14 protein-coding genes are annotated in these 14,587 nt (G+C 43.1%); 3 read left to right on the forward strand and 11 right to left on the reverse strand.

From position 1 onward, the window contains the following. Positions 1–94: 94 nt before the first annotated feature. Genes AC3E6G_RS05920 through AC3E6G_RS05930 form a run of 3 tightly spaced genes read right to left on the reverse strand, consistent with a single transcriptional unit; the run spans position 95 to position 2,045 of the window. On the reverse strand, positions 95–925 hold the full coding sequence (locus tag AC3E6G_RS05920) for a hypothetical protein (protein ID WP_048715490.1): 831 nt from the start codon (positions 923–925) through the stop codon (positions 95–97). Continuing rightward, positions 922–1,722 carry a hypothetical protein gene (locus tag AC3E6G_RS05925; protein WP_048715488.1) on the reverse strand — a complete coding sequence of 267 codons (801 nt, stop codon included), beginning with the start codon at positions 1,720–1,722 and terminating at the stop codon, positions 922–924. The genes AC3E6G_RS05920 and AC3E6G_RS05925 overlap by 4 nt, the downstream gene beginning before the upstream one ends. Continuing rightward, positions 1,719–2,045 carry a PadR family transcriptional regulator gene (locus AC3E6G_RS05930; RefSeq protein ID WP_048715486.1) on the reverse strand — a complete coding sequence of 109 codons (327 nt, stop codon included), beginning with the start codon at positions 2,043–2,045 and terminating at the stop codon, positions 1,719–1,721. The genes AC3E6G_RS05925 and AC3E6G_RS05930 overlap by 4 nt, the downstream gene beginning before the upstream one ends. A 234-nt stretch (positions 2,046–2,279) precedes the next feature. Here AC3E6G_RS05930 and AC3E6G_RS05935 point away from each other — a divergent pair, with 234 nt between their 5' ends. Further along, positions 2,280–4,244 carry a peptide ABC transporter substrate-binding protein gene (locus tag AC3E6G_RS05935; protein ID WP_048715484.1) on the forward strand — a complete coding sequence of 655 codons (1,965 nt, stop codon included), beginning with the start codon at positions 2,280–2,282 and terminating at the stop codon, positions 4,242–4,244. A gap of 88 nt (positions 4,245–4,332) precedes the next feature. On the opposite strand, the gene AC3E6G_RS05940 is transcribed toward AC3E6G_RS05935, so the two are convergent. The 3 genes from AC3E6G_RS05940 to AC3E6G_RS05950 form a co-directional block, all read right to left on the reverse strand. Next, positions 4,333–6,336 carry an FtsX-like permease family protein gene (locus AC3E6G_RS05940; protein ID WP_048715482.1) on the reverse strand — a complete coding sequence of 668 codons (2,004 nt, stop codon included), beginning with the start codon at positions 6,334–6,336 and terminating at the stop codon, positions 4,333–4,335. Beyond that, entirely contained in the window at positions 6,329–7,096 is a 768-nt protein-coding gene (locus AC3E6G_RS05945) for an ABC transporter ATP-binding protein (protein WP_490700653.1), read from the reverse strand. Before AC3E6G_RS05945 ends, AC3E6G_RS05940 begins: the two co-directional genes overlap by 8 nt. 177 nt (positions 7,097–7,273) lie before the next feature. Continuing rightward, the gene (locus AC3E6G_RS05950; RefSeq protein WP_003006102.1) at positions 7,274–7,531 is read right to left on the reverse strand and encodes a SemiSWEET family transporter; all 258 of its coding nucleotides are present in this window, start codon (positions 7,529–7,531) and stop codon (positions 7,274–7,276) included. A 279-nt stretch (positions 7,532–7,810) separates the two neighbouring features. Here AC3E6G_RS05950 and AC3E6G_RS05955 point away from each other — a divergent pair, with 279 nt between their 5' ends. Continuing rightward, on the forward strand, positions 7,811–8,074 hold the full coding sequence (locus tag AC3E6G_RS05955) for a SemiSWEET family transporter (protein WP_003012241.1): 264 nt from the start codon (positions 7,811–7,813) through the stop codon (positions 8,072–8,074). A gap of 364 nt (positions 8,075–8,438) precedes the next feature. On the opposite strand, the gene AC3E6G_RS05960 is transcribed toward AC3E6G_RS05955, so the two are convergent. The 5 genes from AC3E6G_RS05960 to AC3E6G_RS05980 form a co-directional block, all read right to left on the reverse strand. Further along, positions 8,439–10,424, reverse strand: coding sequence for an FtsX-like permease family protein (locus AC3E6G_RS05960; protein ID WP_490700654.1), 1,986 nt, complete (start codon positions 10,422–10,424; stop codon positions 8,439–8,441). Then, positions 10,425–11,183, reverse strand: a complete 759-nt coding sequence (locus AC3E6G_RS05965; RefSeq protein ID WP_006596750.1) for an ABC transporter ATP-binding protein — start codon at positions 11,181–11,183, stop codon at positions 10,425–10,427. Between the two features lie 15 nt (positions 11,184–11,198). Further along, on the reverse strand, positions 11,199–11,327 hold the full coding sequence (locus tag AC3E6G_RS05970) for a hypothetical protein (RefSeq protein WP_267490485.1): 129 nt from the start codon (positions 11,325–11,327) through the stop codon (positions 11,199–11,201). Positions 11,328–11,485: 158 nt separating this feature from the next. Continuing rightward, complete coding sequence (locus AC3E6G_RS05975; protein WP_195610921.1) at positions 11,486–12,460, reverse strand: sensor histidine kinase; 975 nt, start codon at positions 12,458–12,460, stop codon at positions 11,486–11,488. After that, complete coding sequence (locus AC3E6G_RS05980) at positions 12,453–13,130, reverse strand: response regulator transcription factor (protein WP_195610920.1); 678 nt, start codon at positions 13,128–13,130, stop codon at positions 12,453–12,455. Before AC3E6G_RS05980 ends, AC3E6G_RS05975 begins: the two co-directional genes overlap by 8 nt. Positions 13,131–13,304: 174 nt before the next feature. Between AC3E6G_RS05980 and AC3E6G_RS05985 the strand changes: the two genes are divergently transcribed. Then, positions 13,305–14,489: a DUF2974 domain-containing protein gene (locus AC3E6G_RS05985; RefSeq protein WP_490700655.1), complete on the forward strand. Its 1,185-nt coding sequence runs from the start codon at positions 13,305–13,307 to the stop codon at positions 14,487–14,489. Positions 14,490–14,587 lie beyond the last annotated feature (98 nt).

Here is a 14,587-nt window from a genome sequence, read left to right on the forward strand (position 1 = left end):
CCTTTGATTCATACTCTCTTTCATTATAACAAAAATCATGCTTGCTCGTTGTTTTTCAATTGCAAAAAGGAGGAGCCTCCTCCCCCTTTTCACTCTATTCTGCATGTTCTGTCTTGTTCTTTTTCAAGGCACGAATCGTGAACCAATAGTAAATCATCAATCCTATAACGATGATCACCGTCGGCAAAATGATGGTCATGCTAGAATTCTGAATCCCTTGGGCCAAAGTCCAACGATGCAAGAATCCCACAACTAAGAAGGCCAGAATAGGAAAGATGAAGGCACGAGCAAACTCCTCTTTCCACTGCCAGAGGATAAGTCCTGCACTAGCCCCTGTCATGATGAAGGTATCCCATGGACTAGGTACCGTCAACCAACCTAGAGTTGGCAAGAAACGGACCCCTACTATTTCACTGATGAAATAGATCCCAAGGACGAGAACGACTGCCACATAGAGTGCTTTTTTTAACTTTTCTTCTGCAAAAATAAGGCGACGTAGGAGATAAAATAGTAACCCAACGGCTAAAAGTCCCAAAATACTATCCGTTAGATAGACGAGGGGCTTAAGAACCAGGACTGCTTGCGAGGCAAACTCACTTAAGAGGCGATAAAAAATCACAATTCCCGAGACAATCGCCCCATACTTCAGAACAGACCGCGTAGATTCTTTAGGCATATTCTCAATGATTAGGTCTGCCATTCCCTTAGGATCCTGTCCAAAATAGTCCTTGGCCGTCAATCCATCTCCACTTGCTTGCGCAAAATCAAGCGCTAGATTATAGACCTGCTCTCTTAAAGCTTTTTCCTCATATAAGAAGCCAGCAAAATTGAAATAATCCCAGAGATCTTGGAAATAAGCTTGGTCCTCCAGGCTAAAAGTTTGAACCAAAGCCTGCGTTTCTTCATAATAAATAGCTGATGTCATGATGTTTCCCCCTTTCTTTGGAGACGAAATACAATGAAGGACAAGACTAGTCCTATCAGAGGGAGTAGCCAGCGTAATAAATTAGCAGTTCCTGGATTCACAAAGCGAACACAGCATCCAGTTACAAAGAAAGTCACTCCCATGACCAGTAGGCTAACAGCAAGCCGTCCCTGATTTCTATAGGTCATGATCGTAAATCCAAGAAGAACCAGAAAAGCCAGAACAATCGCCCAACCATCTGGCAAAAGGATACTTCGATTCAGACTCAAATGGTCAGAAAACACGCGCTCTATCCTAGGAGACAGGATCAAACTAATCACACTGATAACAAGAGCCCAAGGCCACTTGATTTCCCCATAGCTCTGCTTGGACCAAAGCCACATCATAAATTGACTGTACACAAAGAAAATAAGTAGATCTAGCAGGTATGTTAAGGGAGCAATCACTAGTGGCAGCATCCAGGCAAAATCCATTACAAACCGCATGCCAACGAAAATCGTTCCAAGAATCAAGAATAACCCCACATAAGAACCTAGCCTGCGTCTAGGTAACTCCGAGAGAACTTGGTCCATCATGGCCCTTGGATCCTTTCCAAAATAATCCACTGCCCGATTGCCCTCTTTCTCAGCAACTTTTAAATCGCAAACCATATTGTAGAGCTGTTCACCCAGTAGCTCATCATCATAAAAATAGGACTTCACTCCAATATAAGCTATCATTTTTTTCATATAGGATTGATTGTCCTTATTTAGGTTCATCAATTCGGCTGACATTTTTTCTGTATAATCTTCGATCATGCTTCCCCCTCCTTTTTCACGCGTTCTACTTTAATGACCAGATCCTGCCACTGGTACCAAAATTCCTCTAGGCGCTCTCTTCCTTCCATGGTTAGAGAGAAATATTTGCGATCAGGTCCACCCGGAGAGGGCCTCATCTCTCCTACGATGACTCCCTGCTTCTCTAGCTTCTGAAGCAAGGGATAAACGGTCCCCGCAACTATCTTATCGAAGCCGGTTTCCTTGAGACTTTGGATCAATTCATAGCCATAAATAGATTTTTTTGAAATAATTTCTAAAACACAACCTTCCAGGACACCCTTGAGCAATTGCGACTCTTTCATCCTGCTCCCCCTTCTATACCGCCTCTTTTTGGCTAGTTTGTTTTACATACTAGTCCTTTCATTATTAGTATACTCCTCCTTAGCTAGTTTGTAAAGCATAATAGTTAAAAATACTGCATGAAACTCTATAAAAACGAACATTATGACTAAATATACAATTAATTTCAAAAAAAATTTGCTTTTTATAAAAAAAGGTGTATAATAATACAAAATCTTTATTAAAGGAGATAAGTGATGAAAAAATCTAAACTAGCTTTCCTTGCAGGTGTCACGGCTGCTTCAGCCCTGTTCCTTGCTTCTTGTGGATCATCTGCAAAGTCTTCTCAGACGAACACTTTTTCATACGTGTATAGCACTGATCCAGACTCTTTGAACTACCTCCTTTCAAACCGTTCAACAACAAGTGATGTCACAACTAATTTAGTAGATGGACTTTTTGAAAACGACCAATACGGTAACTTGGTCCCTGCCCTAGCAGAAGATTGGTCTGTTTCTAAGGATGGATTGACTTATACTTACAAACTTCGTAAAGATGCAAAATGGTATGACTCAGAAGGGAACGAATATGCAGATGTCACTGCACAGGACTTCGTCACTTCTCTGAAATACGTAGCGGACAACAAATCAGATGCCCTCTACTTGGTTCAAAACTCAGTAGCCGGCCTGGATGACTATGTCACCGGTAAAAATACGGACTTCTCTAAAGTTGGAGTCAAAGCTGTTGACGACCATACCCTCCAATACACTTTGGCTCAACCTGAATCTTTCTGGAATTCTAAATTGACAACTTCGACCATGATGCCCGTCAATGAAAAATTCCTTAAGTCTGCAGGTAAAGACTTTGGTAGCGTCAAACCTTCTGGAATCCTCTACAACGGTCCTTACTACTTGAAATCCTTCACTTCAAAATCGTTGATGGAGTTCACCAAGAACGAGAACTACTACGACAAAGACAATGTGAAGATCGATGATATCAAATTGACCTACTTCGATGGTTCTGACCAAGACTACCTGGCTCGTAACTTCTCTGATGGAAACTTGACCACTGCGCGTCTCTTCCCAACGAGCTCAACCTTCAGTACCATTGAGAAAAAATTCAAGGACAATATCGTTTATTCACCACAAGATGCGACTGTCTACTATGTCTACTTCAACGTAAACCGTCAAAACTACGGTCATACTGAGAAAACAACAGACGACCAGAAGAACCAAACCAAAACAGCTCTTCAAAACAAAAACTTCCGTCAAGCCATCAACTTTGCCCTTGATCGTACTTCACTAAGTGCCCAATCAAACGGGAAAGATGGTGCTAGCAAAACCCTTCGTACGCTTCTTGTACCTCCAACATTTGTGCAAGTGGACAACAAAGACTTCGGTACTGTTGTTGAAGAAAAACTTGCTGCAACAGGAGATGATTGGAAGGATGTCAGCCTAGCTGATGCGCAAGATAGCATGTTCAATGCGGACAAGGCTAAAGCACAATTTGCTAAAGCCAAAGAAGAGCTCCAAGCACAAGGTGTTCAATTCCCAATCCACATCGACTATGTGGTTGACCAGTCTTCTGCTAGCATTGTGCAACAAGCTGATTCAATGAAAGACTCCATCGAAAAAACATTAGGAAAAGAAAATGTTGTCGTGGATGTTCAGAAATTGTCTACGGAAGATGCGGACAATGCAACCTACTTCGCTCAAAGTCCTGATCAAAAAGACTTTGATATGGATATCGCTGGTTGGGGACCTGACTTCCAAGATCCATCAACTTACTTGGATATCTTCAATCCAGTCGATGGTTCAGCCTTAGCAGGTATGGGAATCAATCCGGCAACTGACCAAGCCCTAATTGAAAAACTAGGTTTGAACGAGTACAAACAACTATTGGATGATGCCAATGCAGAACAATTGGATACCAAAACTCGTTATGAAAAATATGCTGTTGCTCAAGCTTGGTTGACAGACAATGCCTTTGCACTTCCTGTCTACTCTAAAGGTGCTGTTCCTTCTATCACGAAGATCAAACCATTTACAAAAGCCTTCTCCTTGATTGGTATCAAAGACGGGGCTAGCTACTACAAGTACATGGAATTACAAAGTGATACAGTCACAACGGCTGACTACGACAAAGCTTATAAGAATTGGTTGAAAGAAAAAGAAGAAACCAATAAAAAAGCACAAGAAGAACTTGCAAAACACGTCAAATAATGGTTGACGTCAAAACACCGAGGATCAAATCCTCGGTGTTTTTTGTTCAGCAACTTGTCTCATTTTTCAATCCTTGACAGAGACATCGCTATCGCACGACAATCTTCCGATAACTTCTAGAAGTTAGAAGAAAGACGAGGACATAAGAGATGAAAAAGACAGCGCAGATAGAAAGAGTTGTTTGAAGGACCAAGCCCGCATTGGTCGCTCCTAAGATGGCTACGATCTTCGCGATCATCTTGTAGGCTACTCCTAGGTATAGGAAGGAGAAGAATAGAGGAAGGAAAAAGACGGTGAGAATCTGTTTGCGAATGGTGGTGCCGGTTTGCTTTTGGTCCAATCCTACTTGTTGCAAGATCACAAAATTATCCCGATCCTCATGACCCTCTGAAATCTGTTTGTAGTAAATGACGAGTACTGTAGCTAATAGAAAGATGACTGATAGGAAAATCCCGATAAAGAGGAGAGTCCCTGCTGTTTCACGCCACTCCTTCTCTATACTGTATCGTTCATATCCACCAAAATAAGTCGCACCATATTGACTCATTTTGTCTGTCGAATACAGCTCTTTGGTCACGCCACCAGTAAAATCTTTGTTGTCTTTATTTTTGGCATTAATAGAGAATTCTAAATTCTTATCAACTTTTAGACCCAGTTGGTTCAAGTCAGGAAGAACAAGGTACAAGCCCATTTGGTGTTGAAACAGGGCGTTTTGTGGGATCTTCCCTTGGATAAAGTTGGAGTCTAGTTTTTGTTTAATCGTGAAGGTCTTCCCATTGATTTCTAATTGTGCGTCTAATCTTCCAGGATACTGATACCCATAGGCTAGGATTTCATTTTCCCCAAGCTCAACTTTTTGACCCGTTAGTTGCTCGTAAGTTGCCTGATCAAAAAAGTAGACTGTTCCCTCTGTCTTCATCTCCTGATCAGCTTCTTGATAGGACTGCTCAAACACCTCTAAGCTCCTTCCATCAATCTTTCGAATTTCAGCAGACCAGTATGTTGTCTGTGCCACCTGATAATCTGATAGATGTGTCACATCGGCTGTTTTCTTAATTTGGGCTTGAACATCCTCAATAACCGTTTCTGTCTCAGCATCTGAAGGCATATGCCCCACACTAATCATGTAATCAGAAGGGTAAACAGTATCTAGGTAATTCTGCCCTCCAATAAAGATATTGAGCGACCCGGTTAAGGTGACCAAGACCATGGTGGAAAGAATACTAATGGTCGCGAGGCCCGCTGCATTTTTTCGCATCCGAGCTATTAAGTTAGAGACGGATATAAAATTCTCTGGCTTGTAATAATAGGATTTCCGACCTTTGAGAAATCTTAAGAAGGTAATGGATCCTGCATTGAATAAGAGATAAGTCGCCAGAATGACCAAAATGACAGCAATAAAGAATCCTTGAACAGCCGCTACCGGACGCTCAACGGTTAGCGCTATATAAAAAGCAATTCCTAAGAGCCCAAGTCCTAACAGAGTTTGGACCAGCAAGAAGCGTCCCTTCTTCTCTCCTGCTTTTTTCTGTTGCATGAGGTGGAGGGAACTGTAGCGCAAGAGACGGAAAGAATTCAACAAAAGAATGAGACCAAAAGCTAAGGCTAACCCAAGTAAAGTGTTAAGAACAGCCTCTATCTGGAAGGTTGATTGAATGACGACTGGTAGCCCCATACATTTTAGGAGCAAGGCAAAAATCAAGCGATCAAACAAGAGTCCCAAGCCCAGTCCTACTCCAACTGTGAGAACATAGAAGGAGAGCAGTTCCCATAAGGTCATGACGAGAAGGTGCTTCTTCTCCATCCCCAAAACACTGTACAGTCCCAATTCTTTGGAACGATTTTTCATGACATAGCCATTGGCATAAGCCACTAAAATGATGACGACTAATTGGACAACGAAACTACCAAAACCAAGAACAGTTCTCGCCGCTCCCCCTCCGTAAGAATCCTCTAAATGAGGGGTCGATGACAAGGCGATAAAACTATAAAGGATCATAGTCGTTAAAATAACAGCCAAGGCAAAGGGATAATAGAGCTTGCGATTTTGTTTGAGGTTGGAAAGAGCTAATTTACTTGTTAATTTAAACATCACGATCCTCCTTTCCCGCCATGACCGTCAAGGTATCTGAGATTTCTTGGAACATCTGACGCTCTGTTTTTTCCCCACGGAAAATCTGGTTGTAAAGGATCCCATCCTTGATGAAGAGCACGCGCTTGGCCCGAGCTGCTGCTGCGGTTGAGTGGGTCACCATGAGAATAGTTTGCCCCATGCTATTGATGTCTTCAAAGACGTCGAGCAACGCAGCAGATGATTTGGAATCTAGCGCCCCTGTTGGCTCATCCGCAAGGAGGATTTCTGGCGAGGTGATGATAGCCCGTGCTACGGCTACCCGTTGTTTTTGCCCACCAGAGATTTCGTAGGGATATTTTTTAAGCAGTTGGTGGATGCCCAATTCCCGACTGACGCTATCGACCTTACTCATCATTTCCTTGACCGGTCTGCGAGAAAGGACCAGAGGGAGAAGGATATTGTCCTTGACAGACAAGGTATCAAGCAAATTGAAATCTTGAAAGACAAAGCCTAGTTTTTCCCTACGGAAGCTCGACGCGTCCTTGTTCTTGATGGTCGAGGTGTCCATGCCATTGAGGTAGACCCGTCCTTCGGTCGGCTGATCCAGCATGGCTAGGATATTGAGAAGGGTCGATTTACCGGATCCTGATTCCCCCATGATAGCGACATACTCCCCCTTCTCCACGGTAAAATGGATATCCTTTAAGGCTTCAACCTGAGTTCCTTGAAAGCGGGTTTTGTAAATTTTTTTCACATGTTGTACATCTAATAAGGCCATTTTCATTCTCCATTTCTATCCGGTTATATGATTGACATCCATAAAACTTTTTTTACACCTCTATTGTAACGATTTGGAGAGAGATCTACAATAAGCTAACCTTTCATTTTGAGCCTGATTTCTTACATTTCTGTAAGGTATAAAAAAACTAGCTTCCTTGCGGGAGCTAGTTCCTTCTTATAAAGCTGTGATGGCTGTGATCAAACCAAAGATGATCCCTGGTGCATTGGCTGCAGCAAGTGGGATATCACGTTCTTTTTTAAAGAGTCCGTAATAGACCCAAAGGCTACAGTTGATAGCGGCAACTAAAGGTTGAACAAAGTTTCCTTTGTGACCAGCAAGGTTATCCATGATTTGTGGGAAGTAAGACACGTACATCATCACAGACATAAAGGTCGCAACCCAACCAAGAATTTTCATTTGTTTTTCATTCATTTTCAAAATACCTTTCATTTTTTAAGTACGCACTATTCTAGCGCTTGCCCTCTTAAAATTCAAGTGCTTTTTTCAAATGTTACCGAACTGTAAAGTGTCACAATCTTGTGATTTTGCAGGAAGATGGATTTCTCTTCGAGAGAGTCTTCTCTCTAGTAATTATTTTAGACACTTTGTCTAATTTTTTTGCAAATATAATCATTTTCATCTTGAATAGCATGCAAATTAATTGCATTATCTTCCTACTTATGCTATCTTGATACACAGAGGTAAAATTTTATGAATAAACAAAAAATCAACCAAATCGTTGGCTCGATCGGTGCCTTTATTGGGATTATCGTTTTCATTGCCTACATCCCACAAATTATTGCTAATTTACAGGGAAACAAGGCCCAACCTTTCCAACCCTTGTCAGCTGCTATTTCTTGCTTGATCTGGGTCATTTATGGTTGGACAAAGGAACCTAAAAAAGACTGGATTTTGATCATTCCGAATTCGGCAGGTGTCATCCTAGGTGGATTGACTTTCCTTACATCACTTTAATAGAAAGCGAACAAAGACTGAACTCGACTGGTTCAGTCTTTTTTATATCCCTTTGAAAAGCAAAAACAATCGCTGTCGATTTTCGCATAAAAGCCCGCCATGAGCGAGCTTAAAAAGTTGACAATTTTTACTTTGAATAACCTAATCTGGACTATTGTGCAAAAATATCCAAATGATTTCTAATTATTATTTAGAGTATATTGAAACTTTCTGCTGTGAGAAAAGTGCCTGAAATAATCATGTTTCAGGCACTCGGAATTATTGAGACCTTAGGCTCAATAATTAGTCATGGAACTTCTTCGAAGTTCGCTGACGTCCGTACTCACCTAAGGAAAGTTTCTAATTTGATTCGAGCTTCTTTTTCTTATATCTGCACAATCTTACGGTAGCTCCGAGAGGTGATCCAAAAGACGATCAGGTAGGTGATGAGAAAGACGGCGCAGACACTGAGGGTCACGACGAGGACTTGGCCACTATTGATGACACCGAGCACTTTGAGAATGAGTCGGATCATATGGTAGGCAAAGGCCAGGTGAATAAAGGCAAAGATGAGAGGGAGGAAAAAGACAGTCCGTACTTGACGGTTGATGGTCCGTTTGACCTCATCTTCATCAAGCCCCACCTGTTGGAGGATGACGAAGCGGTCACGGTCTTCATAGCCTTCAGAAATTTGCTTGTAGTAGATAACGATGACTGTTCCTACCATAAAGATCAGTGACAAGAAAATCCCGATAAAGAAGATGCCACCAAAGAGGCTATTCATCTCTGCCACATCATTGGCACGGTTACCTCCATAGACAAATGTTCCTTGGCCCTGTTGGCTACTCAATTCATCGATCATTTTGTCATAACTAGCTGCTAGCTTGAGTTGCTGGTCTTCACCAACATTGACATTGAAGCCACCATAGATATTGGTATAGATGGCAAGATTTGGAAATTGGGCGATAAAGGCTGAGAGATCTGGCACGATTAGATAATTGAAATCCTCTGTTAGCAAATTGAACTGATTTGGAACATGATCAGTGATAAAATCCTTGCTCACTTCTTCCTTGACTTGGAAGTCCTGCCCATTGATGGTAAACTGCTTTTGCCCTTTGAGAGCCTCGTTATGGGCAAAGAGAAGGACTTGGTTGCCAGTCAGATCGACCTCTTCTCCTGTCATCTGCTCATAGCTGGCTGCATCAAAAACTAGAAAGACTGTTTTAGGATTGACCTTGCGTTCGTCAGCTGGATAGACGGTGAAATCCGTTCCCTTTTGTGATTTAACCCCAAAGTTGGCATAGGTCATCAGGTCACGATTCTTGATCTCAAGCTGGTGCTCAGAGGCAAATTCATCAAATTTCTGATTGATCTGCTCCAAATCCACCCCTTTTCCTTGGACAGAGAAATCATGGGGAGCCATGATTTTCTTGACCATTTCGCCACCGACATAGATATTGGTCGCAGCAGAGATGGTCACCAGCACCATGGTCGAGAGGATGGCAATGGTCGCAAGCCCAACTGCATTTTTCTTCATGCGATAGATGAGGTTAGAGACCGAGATCATGTTGTTGGGTTGGTAATAATAGGCCTTCTTTTTCTTAAGCAGGTGCAAGAAAACGGTGATCCCAGCATTAAAGAGCAGGTAGGTCCCGATCATGACCAAGATAACAGCTAGAAAAAAGGTCACAATCGCAGACATGGGGTCTTCAACAGCTAGCGCTAGATAGTAGCCAAAACCGAGAGAGGCTAAGCCCAGGATGGTTTGGGGCCACAAGAAGCGGGCTTTCTTTTCACCACTAGCCTTCTCACGCGTCAACTGCAGGGCATTCAAACGGAGAATCCGCCAAGCGTTGAGAAAGACCAAAAGGGCAAAGATGAGACCAAAGGTGACAAAGACCAAGACCACAATCCCAGGTTGGAAGGTAGATACTAGCTGGACCTTCATCTTCATGAGTTTCAAGAGAAAGGCAAAGATCAGCTTGTCAAAGAGTGCTCCAATCAAGACTCCGGCTGAGATGGTCAAAAAGCCAAAAAGCAAGAGTTCCTTGAAGATCATGCTGATGAGATGGCGTTTCTCAAGGCCGAGCATGCTGTAGATTCCCAGCTCCTTGGAGCGGTTTTTCATGACGAAGCTATTGGCATAGAGCACGATGATAGCTCCCGCGGCATTGACCACGAACAGTCCCAAGACGAGAGTAAAGATCATGGAATCGCCCCCTCGAAGCTCATGAATGTGAGGATTAAAGGTCAGGGAGTCAAAGAGGTAGGCGATGGTCACTGCAAGAATGACCGCAATCGCAAAGGGATAATAGAGCTTGCGGTTCTTGATCAGATTGGAGCAAGCTAATTTAGTGGTTAACCGAAACATCTACTCCACCTCACTTGCCATGACCGTCAAGGTATCCGAGATTTCTTGGAACATCTGACGCTCTGTTTTTTCCCCGCGGAAAATCTGGTTGTAAAGAATCCCGTCCTTGATAAAGAGCACGCGCTTGGCTCGAGCTGCTGCTGCAGTTGAATGAGTCACCATGAGGATGGTTTGCCCCATGGTGTTGATATCTTCAAAGACGTCTAGCAAAGCTGCCGAAGACTTAGAATCTAGCGCCCCTGTTGGCTCATCAGCAAGGAGGATTTCTGGCGAGGTGATGATAGCCCGTGCTACGGCTACCCGTTGTTTTTGCCCACCAGAGATTTCGTAGGGATATTTTTCAAGCAGTTGGTGGATGCCCAATTCCCGACTGACGCTATCAACCTTGCTCATCATTTCCTTGACCGGTCTGCGGGAGAGGACCAAGGGCAGAAGGATATTGTCCTTGACCGATAAGGTATCGAGCAGGTTGAAGTCTTGAAAGACAAAGCCTAGTTTTTCCCGACGGAAACTGGAGGCATCCTTGTTCTTGATGGTCGAGGTATCGGTGCCATTGAGGTAGACCCGTCCTTCCGTCGGCTGGTCTAGCATAGCCAGGATGTTGAGGAGGGTCGATTTCCCAGATCCTGATTCCCCCATAATGGCGACGTATTCCCCTTTTTCAACCGTGAAGTGAATGTCCTTTAAGGCTTCGACTTGCGTCCCTTGAAAGCGGGTTTTGTAGATCTTTTTGATATGTTGAACGTCTAGTAATGACATGTTTTTCTCCTTTTACTAGTAGATCAAGAAAAATTCTTGGGTTTGTTGCAGGACTTGGCGACCAAATTCTACCTTTTCTAGATCGGTTTGGTTATATGGTTTCTTAATCTTTTTGAGTTCTTTCATCCATTTCAAGAGTTTCATTTTCTTGACCTCCTTCATTTGATAAGACTATTGTAAAGAAAATAAAAGGCGGTCACCATAACCTAACCTTTCATTTTTAAAATCTAATCTTACATTTTTGTCATTTTCAAATAAAAGAGAACCTTAGGGAAAGAATCATTAGTATCGGCGACTTCTCCCTAATCCATCACCAATTTCTTCTCTTCAAAGTGAATGGCAACAGTCGTCCCCTGACCAACCTGCGAAGTCATCTGGAGTTGATGCCCTAGCTGGTCTGCAATCTTTTTAGATAGGTAGAGACCTAGTCCAGAAGATTGCTGGGTCAAATGCCCATTGTAGCCTGAAAATCCTCGCTCAAAGACACGGAGTATGTCGCTATCCTTGATTCCAATCCCACTATCTTTGATATAAAGGGTCTGGTCTTTGAAATAGATCTCAATCCCGCCAGTGCTGGTATACTTAAGGCTATTGGACAGCAATTGCTCGATGATGACCAAGAGCCACTTGCGATCGGTGATGACCCTAGCATCTAAATCATGCAGATCCACCGTTAAGCCCTTCTGGATAAAGAAGATGGCATACTTTCGCACGACTTCTTTGACCAAGTCCTCTAGCGACACGCGCTTCAAGACCAGATCATCGTGAAAGCTTTCGAGTCTCAGATACTGGAGGACCACATTGGCATAGGAGTCAATCTTAAAGAGCTCCTGCTCCATTTGCTTTCTCAGATCGCTGTCTTTTATATTTTGAACCAAGAGTTGGCTGGCCGCAATAGGGGTCTTAATCTGGTGGACCCAGAGGGTATAGTAATCCATCAGATCATTGTAGGTCTCTATACTCACTGTAGTCTGCTCCCGCTGGGCTTGCTGACTAGCTGCTAGCTTCTGACTCAAGACCTTTTCTAGAGGAGTCTCAGCTACCCCCTCCCCATAGAGCACTTCCTTCCGATAGGCCTGATACTTAGCCACTGCATCCCAAATAATAAGGAGAAGAATCAAGAAAGCCAAAATTCCCGTCAGGTAAAGAAGAAAATGGCGGTAGCCTTCGAAAATATAGGCAAACAAGAGGAGGGAAGAAAGGAGTAAACCGAGTAAATAGAGATAGCGGCGATGCGCAAGCAGATAGTGCTTAACAAAAAAGATTCGATTACCCATTGCTCAACCCGTATCCTATCCCTTTTTTCGTTTCGATAAAATGTTCCAGTCCTGCTTCTTCAAGTTTCTTCCGAAGTCTAGCTACATTGACCGAGAGGGTGTTATCATCAATAAAGAAATCACTGTTCCACAATTCCTTCATTAAATCATCCCGAGCCACTACACTTCCAGCTTTTTCAAAAAGGATGCGAAGGATTTGAAATTCATTCTTGGTCAGATTGATCACTTCTCCCTCGTAGACCAGATCCATGGATTTGAGATTGAGGATGGCGCCCCGGTGTTCTAACAAATCTTGATCAGTCCCAAACTCATAGGAGCGGCGAAGGAGACCTTGGATTTTTGCCAGGAGGACATTGGGATCAAATGGCTTGGTCACATAGTCATCTCCTCCCATATTGATGGCCATGACGATATCCATGGCTTGATCGCGTGAGGATAAAAACATAATCGGCACTTTGGACACCTTGCGGATCTCCTGGCACCAATGATAGCCATTATAAAGGGGCAGGCCAATATCCATCAAAATCAAGTGAGGATTGGTCTGGACAAAGGTGCCCAGTACATCCATAAAATCATCAACTGCAATAACTTCAAAGCCCCACTGCTCCATGATGATCTTCACCTGTTGGCGAATGGTTTCATCATCTTCGACAAGAAGAATTTTGTGCATGCTCTTTCCTGCTCTTTCTTACTAGAGTGTTACCCTTTCATTATATCAAATTATCCAAGAAGCATACATATTTTTCGACAGCATAGCATAGAGGTCATCAATTTCCTATTTTTACTAAGGGGCTTTTCAGGTATTTTATGCTATACTGAACATACAGATACAAAGGAGAATCCCATGTCCACGATTTTTGATTATCTAGACCATGTCACCTATGATTCCATCTATGATCGCCCCTTTAAGGAACTCGATGTCCTGGCACTGACGGAGCTGACCTATCTTCCTTTTGATCGGATCGTGCCCCAAGGAGATACGACCAATATTGAAGTCCGCTTGTCTGATGCGACAGAGCTGGTCGATCGGACCACCGATTTTATCGTGACGGACCAGCACTTGCAGTTAGTAGATAGCTTGGCCACTTCAAAACGCTTTAAGAATATCAAACTGCTCAACTATGTCGACGAATACGATATCGATGTTCAGAAACAGTTTGCGGCGATGATTTATCGTCTTACCATGGATGTGTATTTAGTTATCTTCAGAGGGACGGATGATACCTTGATCGGTTGGAAGGAAGATTTCCACATGACCTACATGGACCATATCCCAGCTCAGAGACGTGCAGCCAGCTACCTACAACATGTCATGAAGGAGTTTCCAAAAGGACGCTTCATGGTTTCCGGACACTCCAAAGGGGGCAATCTCGCAGCCTACGCCTGCTCCTACCTTCCTGATCAGCTATTCAAACAAGTCGATGCCATTTACTGTTACGACGCTCCAGGTCTCAACAAGTCCATTATCAAAACAGAGGGCTACCAACGAATCGCACACCTCATTCATCGCTATGTCCCACAAGGATCCATTGTTGGCATGATGCTGGAAGTCCCAGAGCCTGCTACGATTGTTAAAAGTCGAGCTTTTGGTGGATTTGCCCAGCATGACGCCTTTACTTGGATGGTTGAAAAGGATGGATTTGTGACACTGGATCAAACCAGTCCCGATAGTCAACAGATGGACCAAACCTTAAAACAGTGGGTACAAGAAGTCCCTGATAGCCAACTTAAGATATTTTTCGATACCTTCTTTGGCCTCTTCTTGGATGCAGGCATTACTTCGATAAACGATTTGATGAACTTGAAAAATTTCTCCAAGATCAAAGAGATCTTTCAAAATGCTCAGGACCTGGATCCAACAGAAAGAGAAATGCTGGAACGTCTAGCCAAGCAACTCCTCGACACCCGTGTCCAAGCATGGAAAAAATGGCAAACGGTTCCTCGTATCCTAGTTCAAATGGCTGCAGTTTTCAAGCGAAAACAAGCAGTCGAGACCACCCCATCACTGCTCCTTGAGCACAAAGAGTAAGTTTAAAGAGACAGGTTGAAGTAAGAAATAATCAACTCCTTCAGCACCTAGTGATAAACAATTGAACCAAAACAAAACCCAGGAAATTTAATTTCCTG

It is taken from the genome of Streptococcus sp. SCPM-O-B-23252 (M501), from assembly GCF_058200355.1.

Coding starts and splice junctions, on each gene's coding strand:
- AC3E6G_RS05970 (WP_267490485.1), bottom strand. CDS start 11,327: ATGAAACTCTTGAAATGGATGAAAGAACTCAAAAAGATTAAGAAACCA.
- AC3E6G_RS05940 (WP_048715482.1), bottom strand. CDS start 6,336: ATGTTTAAATTAACAAGTAAATTAGCTCTTTCCAACCTCAAACAAAAT.
- AC3E6G_RS05960 (WP_490700654.1), bottom strand. CDS start 10,424: ATGTTTCGGTTAACCACTAAATTAGCTTGCTCCAATCTGATCAAGAAC.
- AC3E6G_RS05920 (WP_048715490.1), bottom strand. CDS start 925: ATGACATCAGCTATTTATTATGAAGAAACGCAGGCTTTGGTTCAAACT.
- AC3E6G_RS05945 (WP_490700653.1), bottom strand. CDS start 7,096: ATGGCCTTATTAGATGTACAACATGTGAAAAAAATTTACAAAACCCGC.
- AC3E6G_RS05935 (WP_048715484.1), top strand. CDS start 2,280: ATGAAAAAATCTAAACTAGCTTTCCTTGCAGGTGTCACGGCTGCTTCA.
- AC3E6G_RS05980 (WP_195610920.1), bottom strand. CDS start 13,130: ATGCACAAAATTCTTCTTGTCGAAGATGATGAAACCATTCGCCAACAG.
- AC3E6G_RS05955 (WP_003012241.1), top strand. CDS start 7,811: ATGAATAAACAAAAAATCAACCAAATCGTTGGCTCGATCGGTGCCTTT.
- AC3E6G_RS05925 (WP_048715488.1), bottom strand. CDS start 1,722: ATGATCGAAGATTATACAGAAAAAATGTCAGCCGAATTGATGAACCTA.
- AC3E6G_RS05950 (WP_003006102.1), bottom strand. CDS start 7,531: ATGAATGAAAAACAAATGAAAATTCTTGGTTGGGTTGCGACCTTTATG.
- AC3E6G_RS05985 (WP_490700655.1), top strand. CDS start 13,305: ATGTCCACGATTTTTGATTATCTAGACCATGTCACCTATGATTCCATC.
- AC3E6G_RS05975 (WP_195610921.1), bottom strand. CDS start 12,460: ATGGGTAATCGAATCTTTTTTGTTAAGCACTATCTGCTTGCGCATCGC.
- AC3E6G_RS05965 (WP_006596750.1), bottom strand. CDS start 11,183: ATGTCATTACTAGACGTTCAACATATCAAAAAGATCTACAAAACCCGC.
- AC3E6G_RS05930 (WP_048715486.1), bottom strand. CDS start 2,045: ATGAAAGAGTCGCAATTGCTCAAGGGTGTCCTGGAAGGTTGTGTTTTA.